This window comes from Caballeronia sp. AZ10_KS36, assembly GCF_023631105.1.
In the GTDB taxonomy this organism is placed as follows: Bacteria; Pseudomonadota; Gammaproteobacteria; order Burkholderiales; family Burkholderiaceae; genus Caballeronia.
This window is the reverse complement of the sequence record NZ_JALQDQ010000018.1, coordinates 114,949-135,077: the sequence shown is the minus strand read 5'-3', so window position 1 is coordinate 135,077 and position 20,129 is coordinate 114,949. Positions and strand designations below refer to the sequence as shown.

Annotated in this window: 21 protein-coding genes and 2 tRNA genes; 17 read left to right on the top strand and 6 right to left on the bottom strand. The window is 65.2% G+C overall.

Annotated features, from left to right (window positions below; all coding sequences use genetic code 11):
* The first annotated feature begins 59 nt into the window (after nt 1–59).
* Both NCR35_RS10750 and NCR35_RS10745 read left to right on the top strand, forming a co-directional pair.
* Nucleotides 60–136 (top strand) — tRNA-Pro (locus tag NCR35_RS10750).
* Between the two features lie 62 nt (nt 137–198).
* The gene (locus NCR35_RS10745; RefSeq protein WP_250534344.1) at nt 199–378 is read left to right on the top strand and encodes a hypothetical protein; all 180 of its coding nucleotides are present in this window, start codon (nt 199–201) and stop codon (nt 376–378) included.
* A gap of 260 nt (nt 379–638) precedes the next feature.
* Here the strand turns inward: NCR35_RS10745 and NCR35_RS10740 are convergent, their stop codons facing one another.
* The 3 genes from NCR35_RS10740 to NCR35_RS10730 all read right to left on the bottom strand — a co-directional run bounded on the left by NCR35_RS10740 (nt 639) and on the right by NCR35_RS10730 (nt 2,720).
* Nucleotides 639–959: a hypothetical protein gene (locus tag NCR35_RS10740; protein WP_371747339.1), complete on the bottom strand. Its 321-nt coding sequence runs from the start codon at nt 957–959 to the stop codon at nt 639–641.
* A 28-nt stretch (nt 960–987) separates the two neighbouring features.
* Entirely contained in the window at nt 988–1,698 is a 711-nt protein-coding gene (locus NCR35_RS10735; protein ID WP_250534343.1) for a peptidoglycan DD-metalloendopeptidase family protein, read from the bottom strand.
* A gap of 116 nt (nt 1,699–1,814) precedes the next feature.
* The gene (locus NCR35_RS10730; RefSeq protein ID WP_250534342.1) at nt 1,815–2,720 is read right to left on the bottom strand and encodes an aldose epimerase family protein; all 906 of its coding nucleotides are present in this window, start codon (nt 2,718–2,720) and stop codon (nt 1,815–1,817) included.
* 510 nt (nt 2,721–3,230) lie between these two features.
* Between NCR35_RS10730 and NCR35_RS10725 the strand changes: the two genes are divergently transcribed.
* From NCR35_RS10725 to NCR35_RS10705, 5 genes are all read left to right on the top strand, one after another.
* Entirely contained in the window at nt 3,231–4,061 is an 831-nt protein-coding gene (locus tag NCR35_RS10725; RefSeq protein ID WP_250534341.1) for an undecaprenyl-diphosphate phosphatase, read from the top strand.
* Nucleotides 4,062–4,140: 79 nt separating this feature from the next.
* Nucleotides 4,141–4,217, top strand: a tRNA-Arg gene (locus NCR35_RS10720).
* Nucleotides 4,218–4,485: 268 nt separating this feature from the next.
* Complete coding sequence (locus NCR35_RS10715; protein WP_244846871.1) at nt 4,486–4,941, top strand: response regulator; 456 nt, start codon at nt 4,486–4,488, stop codon at nt 4,939–4,941.
* Nucleotides 4,942–5,095: 154 nt separating this feature from the next.
* Nucleotides 5,096–5,494: an RT0821/Lpp0805 family surface protein gene (locus NCR35_RS10710; RefSeq protein ID WP_250534340.1), complete on the top strand. Its 399-nt coding sequence runs from the start codon at nt 5,096–5,098 to the stop codon at nt 5,492–5,494.
* 22 nt (nt 5,495–5,516) lie between these two features.
* The gene (locus NCR35_RS10705) at nt 5,517–5,978 is read left to right on the top strand and encodes an NUDIX hydrolase (protein WP_175944357.1); all 462 of its coding nucleotides are present in this window, start codon (nt 5,517–5,519) and stop codon (nt 5,976–5,978) included.
* A 13-nt stretch (nt 5,979–5,991) separates the two neighbouring features.
* On the opposite strand, the gene NCR35_RS10700 is transcribed toward NCR35_RS10705, so the two are convergent.
* Together NCR35_RS10700 and NCR35_RS10695 are read right to left on the bottom strand one after the other, a co-directional pair.
* A complete protein-coding gene (locus tag NCR35_RS10700; protein WP_250534339.1) occupies nt 5,992–6,933 on the bottom strand; it encodes a transporter substrate-binding domain-containing protein in 942 nt (313 codons plus the stop codon).
* Nucleotides 6,934–6,967: 34 nt separating this feature from the next.
* Nucleotides 6,968–8,677, bottom strand: coding sequence for a glutamine--tRNA ligase/YqeY domain fusion protein (locus NCR35_RS10695; protein ID WP_250534338.1), 1,710 nt, complete (start codon nt 8,675–8,677; stop codon nt 6,968–6,970).
* Between the two features lie 318 nt (nt 8,678–8,995).
* Between NCR35_RS10695 and NCR35_RS10690 the strand changes: the two genes are divergently transcribed.
* Entirely contained in the window at nt 8,996–9,208 is a 213-nt protein-coding gene (locus NCR35_RS10690) for an ornithine carbamoyltransferase (protein WP_248320184.1), read from the top strand.
* A 7-nt stretch (nt 9,209–9,215) separates the two neighbouring features.
* Here the strand turns inward: NCR35_RS10690 and NCR35_RS10685 are convergent, their stop codons facing one another.
* Nucleotides 9,216–10,436: a CaiB/BaiF CoA transferase family protein gene (locus NCR35_RS10685; protein ID WP_250534337.1), complete on the bottom strand. Its 1,221-nt coding sequence runs from the start codon at nt 10,434–10,436 to the stop codon at nt 9,216–9,218.
* Nucleotides 10,437–10,707: 271 nt separating this feature from the next.
* Between NCR35_RS10685 and alaS the strand changes: the two genes are divergently transcribed.
* The 9 genes from alaS (at nt 10,708) to NCR35_RS10640 (ending at nt 20,128) form a co-directional block, all read left to right on the top strand.
* Nucleotides 10,708–13,332 carry an alanine--tRNA ligase gene (gene alaS / locus NCR35_RS10680; RefSeq protein WP_250534336.1) on the top strand — a complete coding sequence of 875 codons (2,625 nt, stop codon included), beginning with the start codon at nt 10,708–10,710 and terminating at the stop codon, nt 13,330–13,332.
* Nucleotides 13,333–13,471: 139 nt separating this feature from the next.
* Nucleotides 13,472–13,708, top strand: a complete 237-nt coding sequence (locus NCR35_RS10675) for a hypothetical protein (RefSeq protein WP_206466657.1) — start codon at nt 13,472–13,474, stop codon at nt 13,706–13,708.
* 173 nt (nt 13,709–13,881) lie between these two features.
* On the top strand, nt 13,882–14,937 hold the full coding sequence (locus tag NCR35_RS10670) for a threonine aldolase family protein (protein ID WP_250534335.1): 1,056 nt from the start codon (nt 13,882–13,884) through the stop codon (nt 14,935–14,937).
* 107 nt (nt 14,938–15,044) lie between these two features.
* Nucleotides 15,045–16,193 (top strand): 4-hydroxybutyrate dehydrogenase, encoded by a 1,149-nt coding sequence (gene gbd / locus NCR35_RS10665; RefSeq protein WP_250534334.1) that lies wholly within the window; start codon nt 15,045–15,047, stop codon nt 16,191–16,193.
* A gap of 3 nt (nt 16,194–16,196) precedes the next feature.
* Complete coding sequence (locus tag NCR35_RS10660) at nt 16,197–16,634, top strand: acyl-CoA thioesterase (protein WP_250534333.1); 438 nt, start codon at nt 16,197–16,199, stop codon at nt 16,632–16,634.
* A gap of 78 nt (nt 16,635–16,712) precedes the next feature.
* Nucleotides 16,713–17,594, top strand: a complete 882-nt coding sequence (locus tag NCR35_RS10655) for a branched-chain amino acid ABC transporter permease (protein WP_250534707.1) — start codon at nt 16,713–16,715, stop codon at nt 17,592–17,594.
* Entirely contained in the window at nt 17,587–18,699 is a 1,113-nt protein-coding gene (locus NCR35_RS10650; RefSeq protein WP_250534332.1) for a branched-chain amino acid ABC transporter permease, read from the top strand. The genes NCR35_RS10655 and NCR35_RS10650 overlap by 8 nt, the downstream gene beginning before the upstream one ends.
* Nucleotides 18,696–19,433: an ABC transporter ATP-binding protein gene (locus NCR35_RS10645; protein WP_250534331.1), complete on the top strand. Its 738-nt coding sequence runs from the start codon at nt 18,696–18,698 to the stop codon at nt 19,431–19,433. The genes NCR35_RS10650 and NCR35_RS10645 overlap by 4 nt, the downstream gene beginning before the upstream one ends.
* Nucleotides 19,430–20,128 (top strand): ABC transporter ATP-binding protein, encoded by a 699-nt coding sequence (locus tag NCR35_RS10640; RefSeq protein WP_250534330.1) that lies wholly within the window; start codon nt 19,430–19,432, stop codon nt 20,126–20,128. Before NCR35_RS10645 ends, NCR35_RS10640 begins: the two co-directional genes overlap by 4 nt.
* The last annotated feature ends 1 nt before the right edge of the window (nt 20,129 follow it).

Sequence of the window (20,129 nt, the reverse complement as noted above, 5' to 3'; positions counted from 1 at the left end):
CGTCGCCGCGCCGGCGCATTTGCGGATATGGGGCATCGACGCTACAATACGCGGCTCGTCGGAGCGTAGCGCAGCCTGGTAGCGCATCTGATTTGGGATCAGAGGGTCGAAGGTTCGAATCCTTTCGCTCCGACCACGATACAACGAAGGGGTTACAAGTCTCGGCTTGTAACCCCTTCGTCTTTTCCAGGAAACCTCATGCCGCGTATCGCTTTGTCGTTCGCATGCTCCGCCGTCTTCGCGATCGCGCTGTCCGCTTGCGCCGATTCCTCCAGCCAGAAACATCCTCCGCAAGATCCGCCCGACTATCACGGCGTGCCGACCGACACGCGTCCGCCGTCGATGTTGATCGCGCCGACGCAGCCGCAGCCGAAGTAAGCAGGACCGCGAATCGGTCATAACGACTGAGCCACACGCTCTGACGCGGATCGAAGCGAAATTTTTGCAGCACGGTTATGATGGGGCAACTCGTCGCAACTGGGTTTCGCCATGGATCTGTTGTGGGTTTTCGCTGCCGTCGCGCCTGTCGCGCTCGCTGCGCTTTTCGGGTTCGCCGCCCACATCGACCCGGCGTCGGGCCGCTGGCGCACGCGAAGGACGCGAAAAGACACGCCTTCGGACGCCTGAGCGCACAAGCCTTACTGCTTGCAGCGGATCACCATCGAACGATTCTTGATGTTCGCGCCGAAGATGCCCGCCACCGAACCGCCGGAAGTCGCACCGTTGTCGGCGTCCTTCGAGATCACGTCGTAGCCGTACGCGCCGCACACTTCGCCCGCTTGCTTGTAGCACGCCGCCCAGCTCGTGCTCGCGTCGCTGCCGCTGCAGTTGATGGCAAAGCCCGTGTCGCCCGAGGGCAGGTACGTCATCGTGGCGGTGTGCGCGCAGCCGGCCAGCGCGCCGCTCAAGGCCGCCGCCGCGAACAGCGCGGCCGCGGTCATCGTGTTTGCGAATCTCATTCTCTTCCTCGTAACGGCCGCGCGCCTCTTAGCGCGGCGGCAAATAGCGCGACGGGTCCGTCGAGCGGCCCATGTAGCGCACCTCGAAGTGCAGCATCGTGCGATCGCTGTCCGTGTCGCCCATCTCCGCGATCCGCTGTCCCTGCTGCACCGTCTGGCCTTCCTTCACCAGCAGCGTGCGATTGTGGGCGTAGGCGGTCAGATAGTCGTCGTTATGCTTGACGATCAGCATGTTTCCATAGCCGCGCAGGCCGTTGCCGGCATAGACGACGCTGCCGGTCGCCGCCGCCACGACCGGCGTGCCGGCCGAGTTCGCGATGTCAATGCCTTTCGAATTCTTGCCGTCGAAGCCGCGAATCACGGTGCCTTGCGCGGGCCACACCAGTGAGACGCCCGGTCCGGGCTTCGCCGGTGCATCGGCCTTTGCTTCGCTCTTTGCGTCGCTCTTTGCGGTCGTGGCGGCGCCCGCCGACGGCGCGCCGGACGCGCCCGCGCTGCCCGCAGGCGGCTCGACGCGCAGCACCTGGCCGACTTCGATGGCGTCCGGATTCGTGAGCGCGTTCCAGCGCGCGATGTTCCTGGTCGACGTGCGGTTCTCCCGCGCGATCTTCGAGAGCGTGTCGCCGCGCTGCACCCGATAGTATCCCGGCGCGACCGGGGCCGATCCGCACGCGGCGAGCACGGCGACCAAGGATGCCACGACCGATGCGCGGACGACCTGTCCAATTCTTTTCTGCAAAACCTGACCTCGTAGAGCGCCGCCGCGCGTCGGGCGGCGGCGGATAGGAAGGCAGGATTTTACCGTCCCGGATTTGCGCGCACAGAAAGGCGCGTGCGACTCGGCGGGCGCGTGCTTTAGGGCGCTGACGTGACCACGAGCCGAAGCGACGCCGTCTCGGTCTTGCCCGGCGCGAGCCAGCGCAGGCCGCGGCCGTTGTGGATGGCGTCGGGCAGGCCGATCCACGGCTCGACGCAATAGAAGTCCGACGTATCCGATTCGGTCCACGTCGTGACGGCGTACCACGGCACCGAATCCGGCTGTTGCAGCTCGAAGCTCACGGTGCGGTTCGGCAAGACGAGCCGCACGGGTTCGTCGGAAGGTCCGGTCAGGCAGTGAAAGCAATCGACGATACTCGCATCCGCCAGCGAATAGCGCGGCGCGCCGGTTTCGGCGTCCGTGATGGAACCGTCCGGCAACTGGCGCCGCCGCTCCGTGCGCGGCAGCTCGACGCTGCTTTGCGCGCGCTGATCGTGCGGCAGATGAAAGTAGAAGTGATGCCCCGCGTAGTAAGGCAGCGCGACTTCGCCCGGATTCGATGTCGTGAGTTCGACCTCCAGCGTGACGGCATCGATGAGACGGTAGGCCGCCTCGAAGCGGAATGCGAACGGGTAGCCCTCGCGCGTGGCGTCGCTGTCGACGAGCGTCATGCGCACGCCGTGGCCGTCGGCATCGCGCGTCGAAGAGAAGGGCAGATTGCGCGCGAAGCCGTGCGTCGGCAGCGCATGCACGGCGCCGTCCGGATCGCGCCACTTGCCGATCTCGCCATCGACGAAATGCCGCCCGAGAAACGGGAACAGCAGCGGATTGCCGCCGCGGATCTTCGCGGCATTCGACCAGGCGGCTTCATCGAGCGAATCCGGCCAGTGGATGACCGGCTCGCCGCCGACGCGCCAGGTCATGAGCCGGCCGCCCGCATGCGGCGCGAGCCGGATGACCGCGCCGTCGCGCTCGATTTCGATGACGTCTTTCTCGGATGACATGGTGGCAACGCACTCCGTTCAATGGCCGACTGGTTTAAGGATTCGTCGATTCTGCCTTGGATTGTTCTACGCATAAACCCTCTGCGGGAAACCGCGACTGCCCGGCGTCATCGCGATGTGTTGTTATATGTACCTAATGTGAGGAACCAGACGGACAGGAGTCGACATGGATCTGGCGATGGCAATGGGCGTCGCGATGTTTAGCCTCTTCGGCGGGAGCACGGCGCTCTTTCTTTATAAACTCAAAGGCTGAAACCCTAATAAACGGTCACGCGTTTCTTTCGGTTTTATTCGTCTCTGCTTACCGTTTTATTCTGACTCGCCGACGTTCTGCTGTCGGTGTCCATTTGTGTGCGCAAGCCGCTTGGCGCTGGGTTTTCCCCTAGGCATAATCGGTCCCGGCTTGCGCGCCGCACCATTTTTTTCCCCATTCATCTTCGCTTCGCGCCATACGGCGCGGCGAGCGATTTTGCGGCGCGTCCTTCACTCCTCCATGACAAGGACCGACGCGTGACTCTCTGGTTTCTCGTATTTCTCAGCGTGCTTCAGGGCGTAACCGAACTCTTTCCGGTGAGCAGCCTCGGCCATACATTGCTGGTGCCTGGTCTTATCGGCATGCATATCGACAAGCACGCGCCGCAGTTGCTGCCGTTTCTCGTGGCGCTGCATCTCGGCACGGCGCTCGCGCTGCTCTGGTATTTCCGCAAGCGCTGGATCGCGCTGATCGGCGGCTGGTTCGCCTCCTTCGGCGGACGCCGCAACGATGACGCGCATATGATGTGGGCGCTCATCATCGGCACGATTCCGACGGGCATCGTCGGTCTGTTGCTGGAAAAGCGGCTGGAGGCGATTTTTCATGATCTGCGGATCGTCGCGGCGGCGCTGATCGTCAACGGCGTGCTGCTGTGGCTCGGCGATCGCCTGCAGAGAAGCCGCGCCGCGCGCGCGCCGGAGAAACTCACGTTCAAGCAGGCGTTTCTCGTCGGCCTGGCGCAGATCGGCGCGCTGATTCCCGGCTTCTCGCGCAGCGGCCTGACGATGATCGCGGGCGTCGGCGCGGGTCTCACGGCCGAAGCGGCGGCGGAATTCTCGTTCCTGCTCGGTACGCCGATCATCTTCGCGGCGGGCGTGCTCGAATTGCCGAAGCTCTTTCACGCGCCGGGCCAACTGTTCGACGCCGTGCTCGGCGGCGTGCTGACGGGCATCGCCGCTTACCTGAGCGTGCGCTTCCTGATGCGCTATTTCGAAGGCCACGGCAAGCTCGCGTCGTTCGGCGTCTATTGCGTGATCGCAGGCATCTTCTTCTTGGGCTGGTTCATGATGCACCCCCAGCCGGTTTGATGCGCGTGACCGCGCGGCATGTCGGATGAGGTAAAATCCCGGGTCTCCCGGCTGCGCGACTTCTTCGTGCAGCCGTCACCCGCCCTTAGCTCAGTTGGATAGAGCAACGGCCTTCTAAGCCGTAGGTCACACGTTCGAATCGTGTAGGGCGGGCCAAAGGAATATCGAAGGGCCACGCTTAGCGTGGCCCTTTGTCGTTTAGGCTCGCCGGTTTCATGTTGGCTTCGTTTAATTAGTTATCCTATTGAACGGACAAAGCTCATATCATTCGCTCATCAAACTGGCCCGCTTCCTGCCCATAGTCCCCACGCGCGCGGCGCCTCACGATAAACGCCTTCGAACGTCCTGAGCGCCGCTCGCTTGCGGTGCGCGCCTGCATCATTGCGGCGCGCGATGCACCGAATGAATCTGCGAAAGAGGGCGCATGAACAAACGAGCCTACGAATCGAGTACGGCGCAATGCGCGCTATGGAACCGCAGGCAACTGCGCGTCGAACGCGATGCGCGGCGCGTGCTCGTCGCATCGACGGAGCGCGCGCTCGGCGAGTCGCTCGTCAAGCTGTTCGACCTCAAGGGCTTTCCCGCGCGATTCGTCGCCGACGTGTCTTCGCTCAGACAAGGCGTCAGCGAATGGCATCCGCACGTGCTGTTCATCGATACGCGCATCGGCGGATGCGCTCACTACGCGCTCGTCCGCGAACTGCGGACCCATCCGGACGATGCGACGCGTCTCGTTGTCGCCATGAGCGGCTTTCTGCCTGAAGAGCCGCTCGCCGCGCTGAAAGAAGCGGGCTACGACGGTCATTGTCGCCGCCCGTGTCCGGTGTGGCAGATGACCGATATCCTCGACGAGTACTTCGCCTGTCACCTCGTGCGCTAACGGACATCTCGTGTCACGAAACGCGAGCTCGAAAGCGAGCCGAAATCGGTCAGAAAACCGACCGCCGCCTCATGCTATTCTCGCTGCACGCCGGCTGGCGAGCGAGAAGGTCGACGCGCCGGCGCCGCACGACTTCGCAACGAGGAGAATCTTCATGCCGATCCATCATCGAGCGCCCGCTCGCGCCTGCATCCGCACGACCGTGGCCGTCGCGTTCGCCGTCGCCAGCGCGGGCGCTTTCGCGGCGAACCTGGGCTTTCTGAACAACACGCCGATCACGTACATGAAGCAGCGCGATCTACAGGCGCTCAACAAGGCCGCGCAAACCGCGCTCGATACCAAGAAGGACGGCGAATCGCTCGACTGGAACAACGAAGGCACCGGCAACACCGTGCCGATCGACGGCAGCGTGACCCCGCAGAACACGTTCGATTCTGACGGGCTCAAATGCCGCAAGATCACGCTGGTCGCCAACGCGAAAGGGCAGACGCAGACGTGGGCCCCGACCGCCTGCAAACAAGCTGACGGCAAATGGAAGCTGAAAAAACAATGAGCATGAGCGGAGCGAACGCGCGATGACCGGCCGCACCGTATCGTGCGGCGTCGTCATTTTGAACGCACAGGGCGACGTCCTGCTGTGCCATGCGACCGAAACCGCGCACTGGGACGTGCCCAAGGGTCAGGCCGATCCGGACGAGAGCCCGCGCGATGCGGCGTTGCGCGAACTCGTCGAAGAGACGGGCATCGTGCTGTCGGCCGAGCGCCTGGCGCATCTGAAGGACCTGGGCCGCTTCGTCTATCGGCGCGACAAGGACCTGCACCTTTTCGCGGTGCGCGTCGCGGACGACGAAGTGGACCTGGCCAAGTGCGTGTGCGAGTCGTACTTCCCGCGCTATAGCGACGGCACCATGATTCCGGAGATGGACGCGTACCGCTGGGTCAGTCCCGCGGAAGTCGACCGCTTCGCGAGCCGCAGTCTCGCGCGGCTTTTTCAGACGACGCTTTCCCTCGCTGAATTGCACGAAACGCTCGACTGAACCTACGCGCGCCTTAGTCGACCCGGTGATCGTTCGGATGCGCGAAGAGCGCCTTCATCTCCGGCGACATCGGGAATCGCAGATTGATGCCGTCGGGCGGAATCGGCTGCATGAACCACGCTTCGTAGAGCTTCGCGGCTTCGCCGCTGCGCTGCATGTTCGCAATCACATCGTCGACCATGCGCTTGAACACCGGATCGCCCCTGCGCATCATGCAGCCGTACGTCTCGGTCGCGAGCGATTCGCCCGTCACCATGTAGTCGCTGCGCGCCGTGCCTTGCTCGGCGATCTGTCCGTAGAGCAACGGATCGTCCATCACGAACGCAACCGCGCGATCGTTTTTCAGTGCTCCGAACGCTTCCGCGTGATCGCGCGCGCTGATGATGCGCATGTTCAGCTTGCGCTCCAGCGTCATCTGCCGAAGGATGCGCTCATCCGACGTGCCTGCCGTCGTCGCGACGGTCTTGCCCGCGAGGTCCGCGTAGTCGCGAATGCCCGACTTGCGCTTCACCGCCATGCGGATGCCGTACTGAAAGATGCTGTTGGAAAACGCGACGAGCGGATCGCGCTCGGCGATATGCGCCGTCGAGCCGCATTCCAGATCGATCTGGTTGTTGACCACGTAGGAGATGCGGTTCGCGGACGTGACCACCACGTTCTTGATCGCGAGGTTCGGCATGTTGAGCCGCCGCTTGACTTCGTCGACCACCTTCAGCGCGATGGCATACGAATAGCCCGTCGGCTGCTGCCGCACCATGTACGAGAACGGCACCGACGACTCGCGCGCGCCCAGCACGATGGCGCCGTTCTCCGCGATCTTGCGCAGCGTCGCCGACGGCGGCATCTGGTCGATCGCCGCCTGCGCGGAAGCCGCATGTGCGGCCGGGCACGCGAGGGCAAGCGCCGCCGCCATCGCGCAGACCATGCGAACTGCCGGCCGTTGTGGCTCGTTCATGCCGTCCTCGTCCGGAGCGTGAGCCTTCGGGCGATCACGCCGGCTTGCCCCAGCTGTCGCGCAGGCTGACGATCCGGTTGAACACCGGCTTGCCCGGCTGCGAATCGACGCGGTCCGCGACGAAGTAGCCGTGCCGCTCAAACTGAAAGCGGTCTTCGGGCATGGCTTCGCGGGCGCTCGGCTCCAGATATGCGTTGACGACGCGCTTCGAGTCCGGATTCAGCGCGTCGAGAAACTCCGCGCCGCCCGCGCCCGGTTGCGGCTCCTTGAACAGCCGGTCGTAGATGCGCACTTCGGCGGGGTAGGCGGTGGCCGCGCTGACCCAATGGATCGTGCCCTTGACCTTGTACGCGTTCGCGCCTTCCGTGCCTGACTTGCTGTCCGGGAAGTAGTTGCAGTGGACGGCGGTCACGTTGCCGTTCTCGTCCTTGTCCGCGCCCGTGCATTCCACGACGAAGCCATACTTCAGCCGCACCTTGTTGCCCGGGAACAGCCGGAAGTAGCCCTTCGGCGGCGTTTCCTGAAAGTCCTCGCGCTCGATCCACAGTTCGCGCGAAAACGGAAACGTGCGCGTGCCACGGTCCGGGTGATGCGGATGCACCGGCGCACTGCACTCGTCGGTCTGGCCTTCCGGATAGTTGTCGATGACGAGCTTCAGCGGATCGAGCACGGCGATCGCGCGCGGCGCTTTCTCGTCGAGATCGTCGCGCAGCGCGCCTTCGAGCACGCTCATGTCGATCCACGAATCCACCTTCGTCACGCCGACGCGCTCCACCATCAGGCGGATGCTTTCCGGCGTGAAGCCGCGACGCCGCACGCCGACGATGGTCGGCATGCGCGGATCGTCCCAGCCATCGACGTGATGCTCCTGCACGAGTTGCAAGAGCTTGCGCTTGCTCGTGATCGCATACGTGAGGTTCAGGCGCGAGAACTCGATTTGCTGCGGCAGCGGACGCTTGAAGACGCCGTCGTTCGCGAGCTGCGCGAGAAACCAGTCGTACAACGGACGATGATCCTCGAATTCGAGCGTACACAGCGAATGCGTGATGTTCTCGAGCGCATCCGACACGCAATGCGCATAGTCGTACATCGGGTAGATGCACCACGTGTCGCCGGTACGGTAGTGATGCGCGAAACGAATGCGGTAGATGACCGGATCGCGCATGTTGAAGTTGGGCGAGGCCATGTCGATCTTCGCGCGCAGCACGTGCTCGCCTTCCTTGAACTCGCCCGCCTTCATGCGGCGGAAGAGGTCGAGGTTCTCTTCGGGCGTGCGGTCGCGATACGGCGAGTTGATGCCAGCTTCGGTGGCCGAGCCGCGCGTCGCGCGCATTTCCTCGGCGCTCTGACTGTCGACGTACGCCTGACCCTTCGCGATCAGCATTTCGGCGAACTCGTACAGCTTGTCGTAGTAGTCGCTCGCGAAGTACTTGTGCTCGCGGCCGTCCTTGTTCCAGTCGTAGCCGAGCCACTTCACGGCGTCGATGATGGAGTCCACGTACTCGACGCTTTCCTTCTCTGGATTGGTGTCGTCGAAACGCAGATGGCACACGCCGCCGTAATCCGCGGCCAGCCCGAAGTTCACGCAGATGCTCTTCGCATGGCCGATGTGCAGGTAGCCGTTCGGCTCGGGCGGAAAACGCGTCTCGACCCGCTGCGCCCATTTGCCGGAGCGGTTGTCGTCTTCGATGATGTTGCGGATGAAATTGGATGGCGCCGGGGCGTCGTTGCGATCGGTGTTCATGCGAAAAAGAGTGCCAACGGATGCGCTCGCGTGTGATCGGTTCGGCAACCGTTCCGCGCGGCTCGGAACGGGTTCGAATCATGACTGGATATCGGGTCGATTCTACCTTACGCAACCGGCGCGGGCAGGCGGGTTGCGCCTCGCCGTCGGCGGGTGGCGCGCGCGCCGTTTCGTAACGACCGTAACGGGACGTAAATCGCCTTGTGAGCCGCATCGGGCGGATTTTATGATCGGCTCGCCACGTCGGGTTTCGCCCCGGCAAAGCAGTACACAACAAGACATCACAACGACAACACAAGCAGAAGAAGGAACCCAGCCATGAAGAAGATCGCTACCACGACCATCAAGCTCGCCGCGGCCGCCGCCCTCGTTTCGAGCCTCGCCGCGTGCTCGGGTATGTCGCGCCAGCAGGCGCACGCCGGCGTCGGCGCTGCTGCCGGCGGCGCGCTCGGCTACCTGGTGACGGGCGGGCCGCTCGGCACCGTCGCGGGCGCGGCGGCGGGCGGGCTGATCGGCGCGGGCGTGCGCTGATCTCGGCTCAAATCGCCTTCGACGCCCGCAACCGCGCGATTTTCTCGTCGTCGTAACCCAGCACGTCGGCGAGCACGCTCGCCGTATGTTCGCCGAGCATCGGCGGATGCGTGCGCGCTTCGGGCGGCGTCGCGCTCATCTTGATCGGACTCGCGACGAGCTTCACCGCGCCGCCTTCCGGATGCGGCAAGTCGATCTGCATCCGCCGCGCGATCACCTGCGGGTCGTCGAACACTTCCGCGAGATCGTTGATCGGCCCGCACGGCACGCCCGCCGCTTCGAGCACCGCGAGCCATCCATGCTTGCCGCGCGCGCGCACCATGTCGGCGAGAATCGGCACGAGCAGATCGCGATTGCGCACGCGCGAGGGGTTCGTCGCGAAACGCGGATCGTCGGCCAGCTCGGCGCGTCCGCCCGCTTCGACGAACTTGCGGAACTGGCCGTCGTTGCCGACCGCGACGATGATCCAGCCATCGCTCGTCTGGAAGGTCTGATACGGCACGATGTTCGGATGCGCGTTGCCCCAGCGCACCGGCGGCTTGCCGCTCGCGAGGAAGTTTGTGTTCATGTTGGCGAGCATCGCGACCTGCACGTCGAGCAGCGCCATGTCGATGTACTGGCCTTCGCCCGTTCTGTCGCGATGACTCAGCGCCGCTAGGACGCCGACCGTCGCATACATGCCGGTCATCAGGTCCGCGATGGCAACGCCGGCCTTCTGCGGCCCGCCGCCCGGCTGGCCGTCGCGCTCGCCGGTGATGCTCATGAACCCGCCGATGCCCTGAATGATGAAGTCGTAGCCCGCGCGCTGTGCATACGGACCCGTCTGCCCGAAGCCCGTCACCGAGCAATAGACGATGTCCGGCTTCACCTGCGCAAGCGATTCATAGTCGAGCCCGTACTTCTTCAACTGGCCGACCTTGTAGTTTTCCAGCACCACATCGCTTTGCGCGGCGAGTTCGCGCACGATGCGCTGGCCGTCTTCGGTCGCGATATCCACCGTCACCGAGCGCTTGTTGCGGTTCGCCGCGAGATAGTAGGCGGCTTCGCGCGTGTCCTCGCCGTCCGGCGTCTTCAGATACGGCGGGCCCCAGTGGCGCGTGTCGTCGCCGGTTCCGGGCCGCTCGATCTTGATGACGTCCGCGCCGAGATCGGCCAGGGTCTGCGCGCACCACGGTCCCGCCAGCACGCGGGTGAGATCCAGTACGCGGATATGGCTCAGTGCTCCCATTCGATATATCGCTCGCTTGAATGTGGTTCGGTGGATCGGCTGCTTTTCCCGCGACTGTCGCACGAAACCGCGCAGACGCGAAAGCAGGGCGGACGCGAACTGCGCGTGACGACATTCGGGGACTCGCTCCAAGGCCGTTATCGGGCGGGGCCGCGCGGCGAATCCCGTATAATCGAAGATTACCTCTGCCTGGCCGGAAGTCCTTGTCGCAAGGCCGTGCCGGGCAATACCAAAAACCGCATCAGAGAACGCAGACCGCGCCCCGTACGCCATGAAAGCCGCCGAAATACGCGAGAAATTCCTGAAGTTCTTCGAATCGAAGGGCCACACGATCATCCGCTCGTCGAGCCTCGTGCCCGGCAACGACCCGACGCTGCTTTTCACGAACTCGGGCATGGTCCAGTTCAAGGACGTGTTCCTGGGCGCCGAATCGCGCCCGTACACGCGTGCGACCACCGCGCAGCGCAGCGTGCGCGCGGGCGGCAAGCATAACGATCTGGAGAACGTCGGCTATACCGCGCGGCATCACACGTTCTTCGAGATGCTCGGCAACTTCTCGTTCGGCGATTATTTCAAGCGCGACGCCATCCACTATTGCTGGGAGCTGTTGACGAAGGTCTACATGCTGCCGGCGGAAAAGCTCACCGTCACCGTCTATCAGGAAGACGACGAAGCCTACGATATCTGGGCGAAGGAAATCGGCGTGCCGACCGAGCGCATCATCCGCATCGGCGACAACAAGGGCGCGCGCTACGCATCGGACAACTTCTGGCAGATGGCCGATACCGGCCCGTGCGGTCCGTGCTCCGAAGTGTTCTACGACCACGGCCCGGAAATCTGGGGCGGCCCGCCGGGGTCGCCGGAGGAAGACGGCGACCGCTTCATCGAGATATGGAACCTCGTGTTCATGCAGTTCAACCGCGACGCGCAGGGCAACATGACGCCGCTGCCCAAGCAGTGCGTTGATACGGGCATGGGTCTCGAACGTCTTGCCGCCGTGCTCCAGCACGTGCATAGCAACTACGAAATCGACCTGTTCCAGACGCTCATCAAGGCCGCCGGCCGCGAAACGAACACGGCCGATCTCGAGAACAACTCGCTGAAGGTGATCGCGGACCACATCCGCGCGTGCTCGTTTTTGATCGTCGACGGCGTGATTCCCGGCAACGAAGGCCGCGGCTACGTGCTGCGCCGTATCGTGCGCCGCGCGATCCGTCATGGCTACAAGCTCGGCAAGAAGAGCGCGTTCTTCCATAAGCTCGTGGCCGATCTCGTCGCGGAAATGGGCGCGGCGTATCCCGAACTGAAAGACGCGCAGCAGCGCGTGACCGACGTGCTGCGTCAGGAAGAGGAGCGCTTCTTCGAGACCATCGAGCACGGCATGTCGATTCTCGAAGGCGAACTCGCCGAGCTGGAAAAGAAGGGCGTCAAGCAACTGGACGGCGAACTCGCGTTCAAGCTGCACGACACCTATGGTTTCCCGCTGGATCTGACCGCTGACGTGTGCCGCGAGCGCGGCGTGACGGTCGACGAACCCGCTTTCGACGACGCCATGGCCCGCCAGCGCGATCAGGCGCGCGCGGCCGGCAAGTTCAAGCTCGCGCAGGGCCTCGAATACTCGGGCGCGAAGACCACGTTCCACGGCTACGAGAAAGAGATTTTCGACGACGCGAAGATCGTCGCGCTGTACGTGGAAGGCGCGTCGGTTCAGGAGGCCCAAGCGGGACAACAAGCGGTCGTCGTGCTGGACCACACGCCGTTCTACGCGGAATCGGGCGGTCAGGTCGGCGATCAGGGCGTGCTCGTCAACGCGTCGACGCGCTTCGAAGTGGCCGACACGCTGAAGGTGCAGGCCGATGTCGTCGGTCATCACGGCACGGTCGCGCAGGGCACGCTCAAGGTCGGCGACGTGGTGAAGGCGCAGATCGACGCCGTGCGCCGCGCCCGCACCGCGCGCAATCACTCGGCCACGCACCTGATGCACAAGGCGCTGCGCGAAGTGCTCGGCGGGCATGTGCAGCAGAAAGGCTCGCTCGTCGATGCCGACAAGACGCGCTTCGACTTCGCGCATAACGCGCCGATGACGGACGAGCAGATCCGCCGCGTCGAAGAGATCGTGAACGCTGAGATTCTGGCGAACGCGCCGGGCGTCGTGCGCGTCATGCCTTACGACGAAGCGGTGAAGGGCGGCGCAATGGCGCTCTTCGGCGAGAAATACGGCGACACGGTGCGCGTGCTCGATCTCGGCTTCTCGCGCGAACTCTGCGGCGGCACGCACGTGCAGCGCACGGGCGACATCGGCTTCTTCAAGATCGTGATGGAAGGCGGCGTGGCGGCGGGCATTCGCCGCGTCGAGGCGATCACCGGCGACAACGCGGTGCGCTACGTGCAGGACCTGGAGGCGCGCATCAACGCGGCGGCGAGCGTGCTGAAGGCGCAGCCCTCGGAACTGACGCAGCGCATCGGGCAGGTTCAGGAGCACGTGAAGTCGCTCGAAAAGGAACTGGCCGCGCTCAAGTCGAAGCTCGCATCGAGCCAGGGCGATGAACTCGTCTCGCAAGCGGTTGACGTCTCCGGCGTTCACGTGCTCGCCGCCGAACTCGAAGGCGCGGACGTGAAGACGCTGCGCGAAACCGTCGACAAGCTGAAGGACAAGCTCAAGAGCGCGGCCATCGTGCTCGCATCGGTCGATGGCGGCAAGGTGAGCCTGATCGCGGGCGTGACGCCGGATGCATCGAAGAAGGTGAAGGCGGGCGAGCTCGTCAACTTCGTCGCGCAGCAAGTGGGCGGCAAGGGCGGCGGGCGTCCCGACATGGCGCAGGCGGGCGGCACGGAGCCGGCCAAGCTGCCGGCCGCGCTCGCGGGCGTGACGGGCTGGGTGCAGCAACAGCTCTAAGCGCAGCGCATCTGGCGTTAAGCAGTTCGAAGCGGCCCGATTCGGCGAAAGCCGATCGGGCCGTTTGCATTAACGATTACAAGCTGTCAGGCATACGGCGTGCAACTCAGGTTTATCCAACCACAAAGGGAGATGAACCATGAATCGCACATTCGCATCCGTTTTGCTCGCCACCGCGATGATCGCTTCGACGGGAGCGGCGCAGGCGAAGGGCTGCATGGAAGGCGCGGCTGTCGGCGGCGTCGCGGGGCACGTGGCGGGCAAGCATGGCACGGCGGGCGCGGTCGGCGGCTGCGCGATCGGCCATCATGAAGCCAACAAGAAAGACAAGAAGGCTCAACAGGCAGCGGCAGCGAGCGCGCCGAGCGGCAAGTAAGCCGTAGGACGCGGGCGGCTGGCGGCATACTTGCCGCTCGCGTTCGTTGAGCGCGCGAGAGCGGCATCGCTTGACCGCGCCCGCGCGACCGAACCGCTAAAATGGCCGGCATTGCGCACGGACGCATCACGCATACCGTTCGCGCGCAGCCCCGAGCCATCTCAGCGATTCCCATGACAGCGCCCACGCCACTCACCCAGCATTTCGCCTCCGACAACTACGCCGGCATCTGCCCCGAGGCGCTCGCCGCCCTCGTCGAGGCCAACACCAGCGGCCACGAGCCCGCGTATGGCGACGATTCGTGGACCGCGCGCGTCTGCGACCGCATCCGCGAACTCTTCCAGACCGATTGCGAAGTCTTCTTCGTCTTCAACGGCACGGCGGCCAATTCGCTCGCATTGGCTTCGCTGTGCCAGTCGTATCACTCGGTCATTTGCCACGAACTCGCGCATATCGAAACCGACGAATGCGGCGGTCCCGAGTTCTTCTCCGGCGGCTCGAAGCTGCTCACGGCGAAGGGCGAGAACGGCAAGCTCACGCCCGATGCCATCGAGGAACTCGTCACGAAGCGCGCCGACATCCACTATCCGAAGCCGAAGGTAGTCGCGCTCACGCAGGCGACGGAAGTAGGCACGGTCTATACCGTCGAGGAAGTCCGCGCGATCGCTGCTATCGCGAAGCGCCGGCATCTGAAGCTGCATATGGACGGCGCGCGTTTCGCGAACGCGGTCGCGACGCTGAACGTGCATCCGTCGGAGATCACGTGGCGCGCGGGCGTCGACGTGCTGTGCTTCGGCGGCACGAAGAACGGCCTGCCGGTCGGCGAGGCGGTCGTGTTCTTCGACAAGGCGCTCGCCACGGATTTCGCGTATCGCCTGAAGCAGGCGGGGCAGCTCGCATCGAAGATGCGCTTCATCTCGGCGCCGTGGCTCGGCCTGCTCGACGACGACGTGTGGCTGCGCAACGCGCGTCACTCGAACGAAATGGCGCAACTCATGGCCGCACGCCTCGCGGACATTCCCGGCGTGAACGTCCTCTTCAAGCCCGAGGCGAACGCGGTGTTCGCGGAACTGCCCGCGCATGTGTCGGCGGCGCTGCGGGCGAAGGGCTGGCGCTTCTATCAGTTCATCGGCTCGGGCGGTTGCCGGCTGATGTGTGCGTGGGACACGAAGCCCGAAACCGTCGAGCGTTTCGCGGACGAAGTGCGCGCGCTGTGCGCCGCGCCCTGAATTCTGATTTGCGTTCGCGCGCGGCTGACCCTGATTGACACGTTCGCCGCGCGGCTCCTAACATGGCCGCACCCATCCACGCGACCTCAACGACCCCACCGAGCGCCATGGCTTTCATCTTCTATCTGACGCATATCCATCTCGGCTACGACTCGCTCGACATGCTGCAAAGCGAATGCGCGCGCATCGGCATGAAGCGGCCGCTCGTCATCACGGACAAGGGCGTCGCGGCGGCGGGGCTGTCCGCGCGCGTGATCGAAAGCGCGAAGCTCGGCGCGCTGCCCGTATTCGACGACACGCCCTCCAACCCGACCGAAGCGATGGTGATGGAAGCCGCCGCGCAGTACAAGCGCGAAGGCTGCGACGGGTTGATCGCGGTCGGCGGCGGTTCGGCCATCGATCTAGCGAAGGGCGTCGCGATTGCCGCCACGCATGATGAGCCGCTCACGCACTACGCGACCATCGAAGGCGGCAGCGGCAAGATCACCGAGCGCGCCGCGCCGCTCATCGCGGTGCCGACCACGTCCGGCACCGGCAGCGAAGTGGCGCGCGGCGCGATCATCATCCTGAACGACGGGCGCAAGCTCGGCTTTCATTCGTGGCATCTGCTGCCGAAATCCGCCATCTGCGATCCTTCGCTCACGCTCGGCCTGCCGCCCGGCCTCACCGCCGCGACCGGCATGGACGCGATCGCGCATTGCATCGAAACGTTCTTGGCTCCAGCGTTCAATCCGCCCGCGGACGGCATCGCGCTCGACGGGCTCGAACGCGCGTGGGCAAACATCGAGCGGGCCACGCGCGACGGTCAGGACCGCGACGCGCGCCTCAACATGATGTCGGCGTCGATGCAAGGCGCGATGGCGTTTCAAAAGGGACTCGGCTGCGTACATTCGCTGTCGCATCCGCTGGGCGGCCTCGCGGTGAACGGGCGCACGTCGCTGCATCACGGCACGTTGAACGCGGTCGTTCTGCCCGCCGTGCTGCGCTTCAACGAAAGCGCGCCGACCGTCGTCGCCGAACGCCGGTTCGCGCGCATGCGCCGCGTGATGAACCTCGCGGACAACGCGGATGTCGCGCAGGCGCTTCACGACATGACCGAACGCCTCGGCTTGCCCACGCGTCTGTCGCAAATGGGCGTGGACGAAAGCATGTTCGACAAGGTGGTGAAGGGCGCGCTCGCGGACCATTGCCACAAGACGAACCCGCGCGAGGCGAGCGCCGACGACTATCGCCGCATGCTGATGGAATCGCTCTGAACCATGACCAAGCCGGTTCCAACCACGCGAGCGGATTACCCGCACTTTCTCGCGATCAGCACGCGCTGGTCCGATAACGACGTGTATGGGCACGTCAATAACGTCGTCTATTACAGCTACTTCGATACGGTGGTGAACGAGTATCTATTGCGCCACGGTGTGCTCGATTTCACCGAAGGCGAGACTATCGGGCTCGTGGTCGAGACGCACTGCAACTACTTCGCGTCGGTGGCGTTTCCCGAGCGCATCGACGCGGGCTTGCGCGTGGAGCGGCTCGGCACGTCGAGCGTGCGTTATGAAGTCGGCATCTTCGCGGAAGGCTCCGACGAGGCGGCCGCGCAGGGCCACTTCGTGCATGTGTACGTGGATCGCGTGACGCGCAGGCCGGTGCCGTTGCCCGCACCGCTCGTCGATGCGTTGAAGCCGCTGGTCAACGCCTGAACGCCTGAGGGTTTCGTGTCGCTTCAGTGGTTCACCGTCAGCCTGCTCAACGGCGTGAGTGTCGGGCTGCTGCTTTTCATGCTGTCGGCCGGTCTCACGCTGATTTTCTCGATGCTCGGCGTCCTCAACTTCGCGCACGCGAGCTTCTACATGCTGGGCGCGTATGTCGGTCAAGCGCTCGCCGTTCACGCAGGATTCTGGGTCGCGCTCGTTCTCGCGCCGCTCGCGGTCGGCGCGCTCGGCGCGCTGTTCGAGCGATATCTTCTGCGACGCGTGCATTCGCGCGGCGCGCTCGCCGAACTCCTGCTGACATTCGGCGCGGCCATGGTGATCGGCGAGGGCGTCAAGCTCGTCTGGGGCCTCGGCCCCTTGCCCGCAAACATTCCGGGCGCGCTCGACGGCCCGCTCTTCACGCTGTACGGCGCGGCCTTCCCGCGCTATCGCGTTTTCATGATGACGCTTGCCATCGCGATGCTCGGCGCGCTCGCCATCGTGCTTCGCACGTCCCGCACGGGCCTCGTCGTGCGCGCGGCGCTGACGCATCCGGCAACCGTCGAGACGCTCGGCCACGATGTGCCGCGCGTCTTCACGACGGTCTTCGCGGTCGGCACTGCGCTGGCCGGGCTTGCGGGCGTGATCGGCGCGCCGCTCGCCGTCATCGAACCCGCAATGGCCGATGCGCTCGGGCCTATCGTCTTCGTCGTCGTGGTGATCGGCGGCATCGGCTCGCTGTCGGGCGCGCTCATCGCGTCGTTGTTGATCGGCTGCGCGCAGACCTTCGCGGTCGGCTCGACGGCGTCGGCGGGCAGCATCGCGGCATCGTTCGGCATTGCATTGCCCGATGCGTGGAGTGCGCTCACCCTCGCGCAGCTTGCACCGGTCCTGCCGTATCTGCTGCTCGTGGCGATGCTCGCGGCGCGCCCACACGGATTCATGGGCGAGCGCACGCGCGATGCATAGGTCCGTCGCGTTCGTTCTGCTGATGGCCGCGCTCGCGCTGCCGCCGGTTGTCTTTCATCAATCGTGGCTACTCGCGTATCTCGCGCAGACGGCGACGTTGATCGTCTTCGCGCTCTCGTACAACCTGCTGCTCGGCGAAACCGGCTTGCTGTCGTTCGGGCACGCGGTCTATGCGGGCCTCGGCGCGTTTGCCGCCGCGCATGTCTTCAACGGCTTGCGCGTGCCGCTGCCGCTGCTGCCGCTCATCGGTGGATGCGCCGCCGCGCTGGCCGCCGTGCCCATCGGCGCAATCTCGACGCAGCGCGCGGGCACCGCGTTCGCGATGATCACGCTCGGCATCGGCGAGCTCGTCGCGGCGAGCGTGTGGCTCGTTCCCGGCTGGTTCGGCGGCGAGGGCGGCGTGAGTATCGACCGCGCGAGCGGACCGCCGTTCTTCGCGTGGACGTTCGGTCCGCTGTGGCAGGCGTATGCGCTGATCGCGTGCTGGTGCATCGTCTCGACTCTCGCGATGTTCGCGTTCACGCGCACGCCGATGTGCCGGCTCGCCAACGCCGTGCGCGACAACCCGGCGCGCGCCGCGGCCATCGGCTTCGCGCCGCGCCGCGTGCGCTTCACGATGCTCTTGGTGTCGGCGTTCTTCGCGGGCGTCGCGGGCGTGCTGTCGCTCGTCAGTGTGGAGCTGGTGTCGGCTGAGAGCGTCGGGCTCGCGCGCTCGACGGGCGTTCTGGTCGCGACTGTGATCGGCGGCGCGGCGTCGTTCTTCGGTCCCGTGATCGGCGCGGTGCTGCTGACGTTCTTCAGCGTAGGCGTCGCGAGCGTGTCCGCCGCCTGGCCGATGTACCTCGGGCTTTTCTTCATGTGGGCGGTCGTCGCGTTGCCGGAAGGCGTCGCTGGCATCTCGGCGCGTGACAGGCGCGCGCTCGCCCTGCGCGTGCTTGGCGCGATTGCCTGGGGCGTTGCAGTGGTCGTCGCCGTCGAGACGCTCTATGCGCGGCACGCCGATGCCGCCACACTGCCGCGCGGCGCGTCATGGATCGCGGTGCCGTGTGCGTTGCTCGGGCTTTGGCTCGCTCGCTTGGGCGCGAGCAAGGAGCGCGCGCGATGACGTCGGCACTGCACGTCGAAGGCATCGTCAAGCGATTCGGCGCGACCGAAGTTCTGCGCGGCGTCGATCTGCGCATCGAAAATGGCGAGCGCCACGCGATCATCGGACCTAACGGCGCGGGCAAGTCCACGCTCTTCGATCTGATCTCGGGCCGCGCGAGGCCGGACGCGGGCCGCATCGTCGCGCGGGGCGTCGATATCACCGGCAAGCCGCCGCAGCGCGTGAGCCGCGTGCTCGCGCGCAGCTTCCAGACGACGAGCGTGTTCGCGCATCTCTCCGTGTTCGACAACCTTCGATGCGCGGTGCTGGGCGCGGCGTCGTCGCGATGGGTGGACCGCTGGTTCCGCTCGCACGCGATCGACGAGCGTGCCCGCGCGATGCTCGAAGCCATCGGTCTCTCTTCACGCGCCGACGAGCCGGCCGCGCGCCTCACGTACGCCGAGCAGCGCGCGCTGGACCTGGGCATCGCGCTCGCAACCGACGCGCCGCTGATCCTGCTCGACGAGCCCACTGCGGGCATGAATCGCGCGGAAGCGGCGCGCGCGCTCGCGTTGATTCGCGCGACGACGGAAGGCCGCACGCTGCTCGTCATCGAGCACGACATGGATGCGGTGTTCTCGCTTGCGGATCGAGTGTCGGTGCTGGTTCGAGGGCGCGTGATCGCATCCGATACGCCCGATGCGATCCGCCGCCATCGCGATGTGCAGGAGGCTTATCTGGGAGCCGCGCCATGAGCGCGCTTTTGCGCATCGAGGACTTGCGCGCGTGGTACGGCGCGGCGCAAGTGCTGCACGGCGTGAACTTGTCGGTCGGAGAAGGCGAGGCGGTCGCGCTCGTCGGCCGCAATGGCTCGGGCCGTTCGACGCTCGCGAAAGCCATCATGGGCCTCGTGCGATGCGCGGGCGATATGCGTTATCGCGACGTGCAACTCGTCGGACAGCGTGCGTTTCGCATCGCGCGGCTGGGCATCGGCTATGTACCAGAGACGCGCGATGTATTTCCCGCCTTGAGCGTGCGCGAGAACCTCGCGCTCGGCGAACGTAAAGGCACGCGCTTCACTTTCGACGACGCCTACGCGCTCTTTCCCGCGTTGAAGGAGCGCGCGTCGGTGAAGGCCGGCGCGCTATCCGGCGGCGAGCAGCAGATGCTGTCGCTCGCGCGCACGCTGATGGGCGATCCATCGCTCATCGTCATCGACGAACCCGGTGAAGGGCTCGCGCCGCAGGTCATCGCGCAAGTGGCCGCATGCCTTGCGACGCTGCGCCAACGCGGCGTGGCGATACTGCTGATCGAAGAGCGGCTCACGATTGCGCGCATGCTCGATGCGCGCGTCGCAGTGATGGGACACGGCGCAGTGCGCTTCGACGGTTCGCTCGCGCAACTGGAGCAGCGCGACGACGTGGTGCGCGAGTGGTTGTCGGTAGGGTAAA

Bases quoted from the DNA above. Each gene is read 5' to 3' on its own strand.
- NCR35_RS10700 (WP_250534339.1), bottom strand. From the start codon at position 6,933: ATGAACGAGCCACAACGGCCGGCAGTTCGCATGGTCTGCGCGATGGCG.
- alaS (WP_250534336.1), top strand. From the start codon at position 10,708: ATGAAAGCCGCCGAAATACGCGAGAAATTCCTGAAGTTCTTCGAATCG.
- NCR35_RS10695 (WP_250534338.1), bottom strand. From the start codon at position 8,677: ATGAACACCGATCGCAACGACGCCCCGGCGCCATCCAATTTCATCCGC.
- NCR35_RS10675 (WP_206466657.1), top strand. From the start codon at position 13,472: ATGAATCGCACATTCGCATCCGTTTTGCTCGCCACCGCGATGATCGCT.
- NCR35_RS10690 (WP_248320184.1), top strand. From the start codon at position 8,996: ATGAAGAAGATCGCTACCACGACCATCAAGCTCGCCGCGGCCGCCGCC.
- NCR35_RS10685 (WP_250534337.1), bottom strand. From the start codon at position 10,436: ATGGGAGCACTGAGCCATATCCGCGTACTGGATCTCACCCGCGTGCTG.
- NCR35_RS10645 (WP_250534331.1), top strand. From the start codon at position 18,696: ATGACGTCGGCACTGCACGTCGAAGGCATCGTCAAGCGATTCGGCGCG.
- NCR35_RS10670 (WP_250534335.1), top strand. From the start codon at position 13,882: ATGACAGCGCCCACGCCACTCACCCAGCATTTCGCCTCCGACAACTAC.
- NCR35_RS10705 (WP_175944357.1), top strand. From the start codon at position 5,517: ATGACCGGCCGCACCGTATCGTGCGGCGTCGTCATTTTGAACGCACAG.
- NCR35_RS10710 (WP_250534340.1), top strand. From the start codon at position 5,096: ATGCCGATCCATCATCGAGCGCCCGCTCGCGCCTGCATCCGCACGACC.
- NCR35_RS10660 (WP_250534333.1), top strand. From the start codon at position 16,197: ATGACCAAGCCGGTTCCAACCACGCGAGCGGATTACCCGCACTTTCTC.
- NCR35_RS10640 (WP_250534330.1), top strand. From the start codon at position 19,430: ATGAGCGCGCTTTTGCGCATCGAGGACTTGCGCGCGTGGTACGGCGCG.
- NCR35_RS10730 (WP_250534342.1), bottom strand. From the start codon at position 2,720: ATGTCATCCGAGAAAGACGTCATCGAAATCGAGCGCGACGGCGCGGTC.
- NCR35_RS10740 (WP_371747339.1), bottom strand. From the start codon at position 959: ATGAGATTCGCAAACACGATGACCGCGGCCGCGCTGTTCGCGGCGGCG.
- NCR35_RS10745 (WP_250534344.1), top strand. From the start codon at position 199: ATGCCGCGTATCGCTTTGTCGTTCGCATGCTCCGCCGTCTTCGCGATC.
- NCR35_RS10650 (WP_250534332.1), top strand. From the start codon at position 17,587: ATGCATAGGTCCGTCGCGTTCGTTCTGCTGATGGCCGCGCTCGCGCTG.
- NCR35_RS10655 (WP_250534707.1), top strand. From the start codon at position 16,713: ATGCTGTCGGCCGGTCTCACGCTGATTTTCTCGATGCTCGGCGTCCTC.
- gbd (WP_250534334.1), top strand. From the start codon at position 15,045: ATGGCTTTCATCTTCTATCTGACGCATATCCATCTCGGCTACGACTCG.
- NCR35_RS10715 (WP_244846871.1), top strand. From the start codon at position 4,486: ATGAACAAACGAGCCTACGAATCGAGTACGGCGCAATGCGCGCTATGG.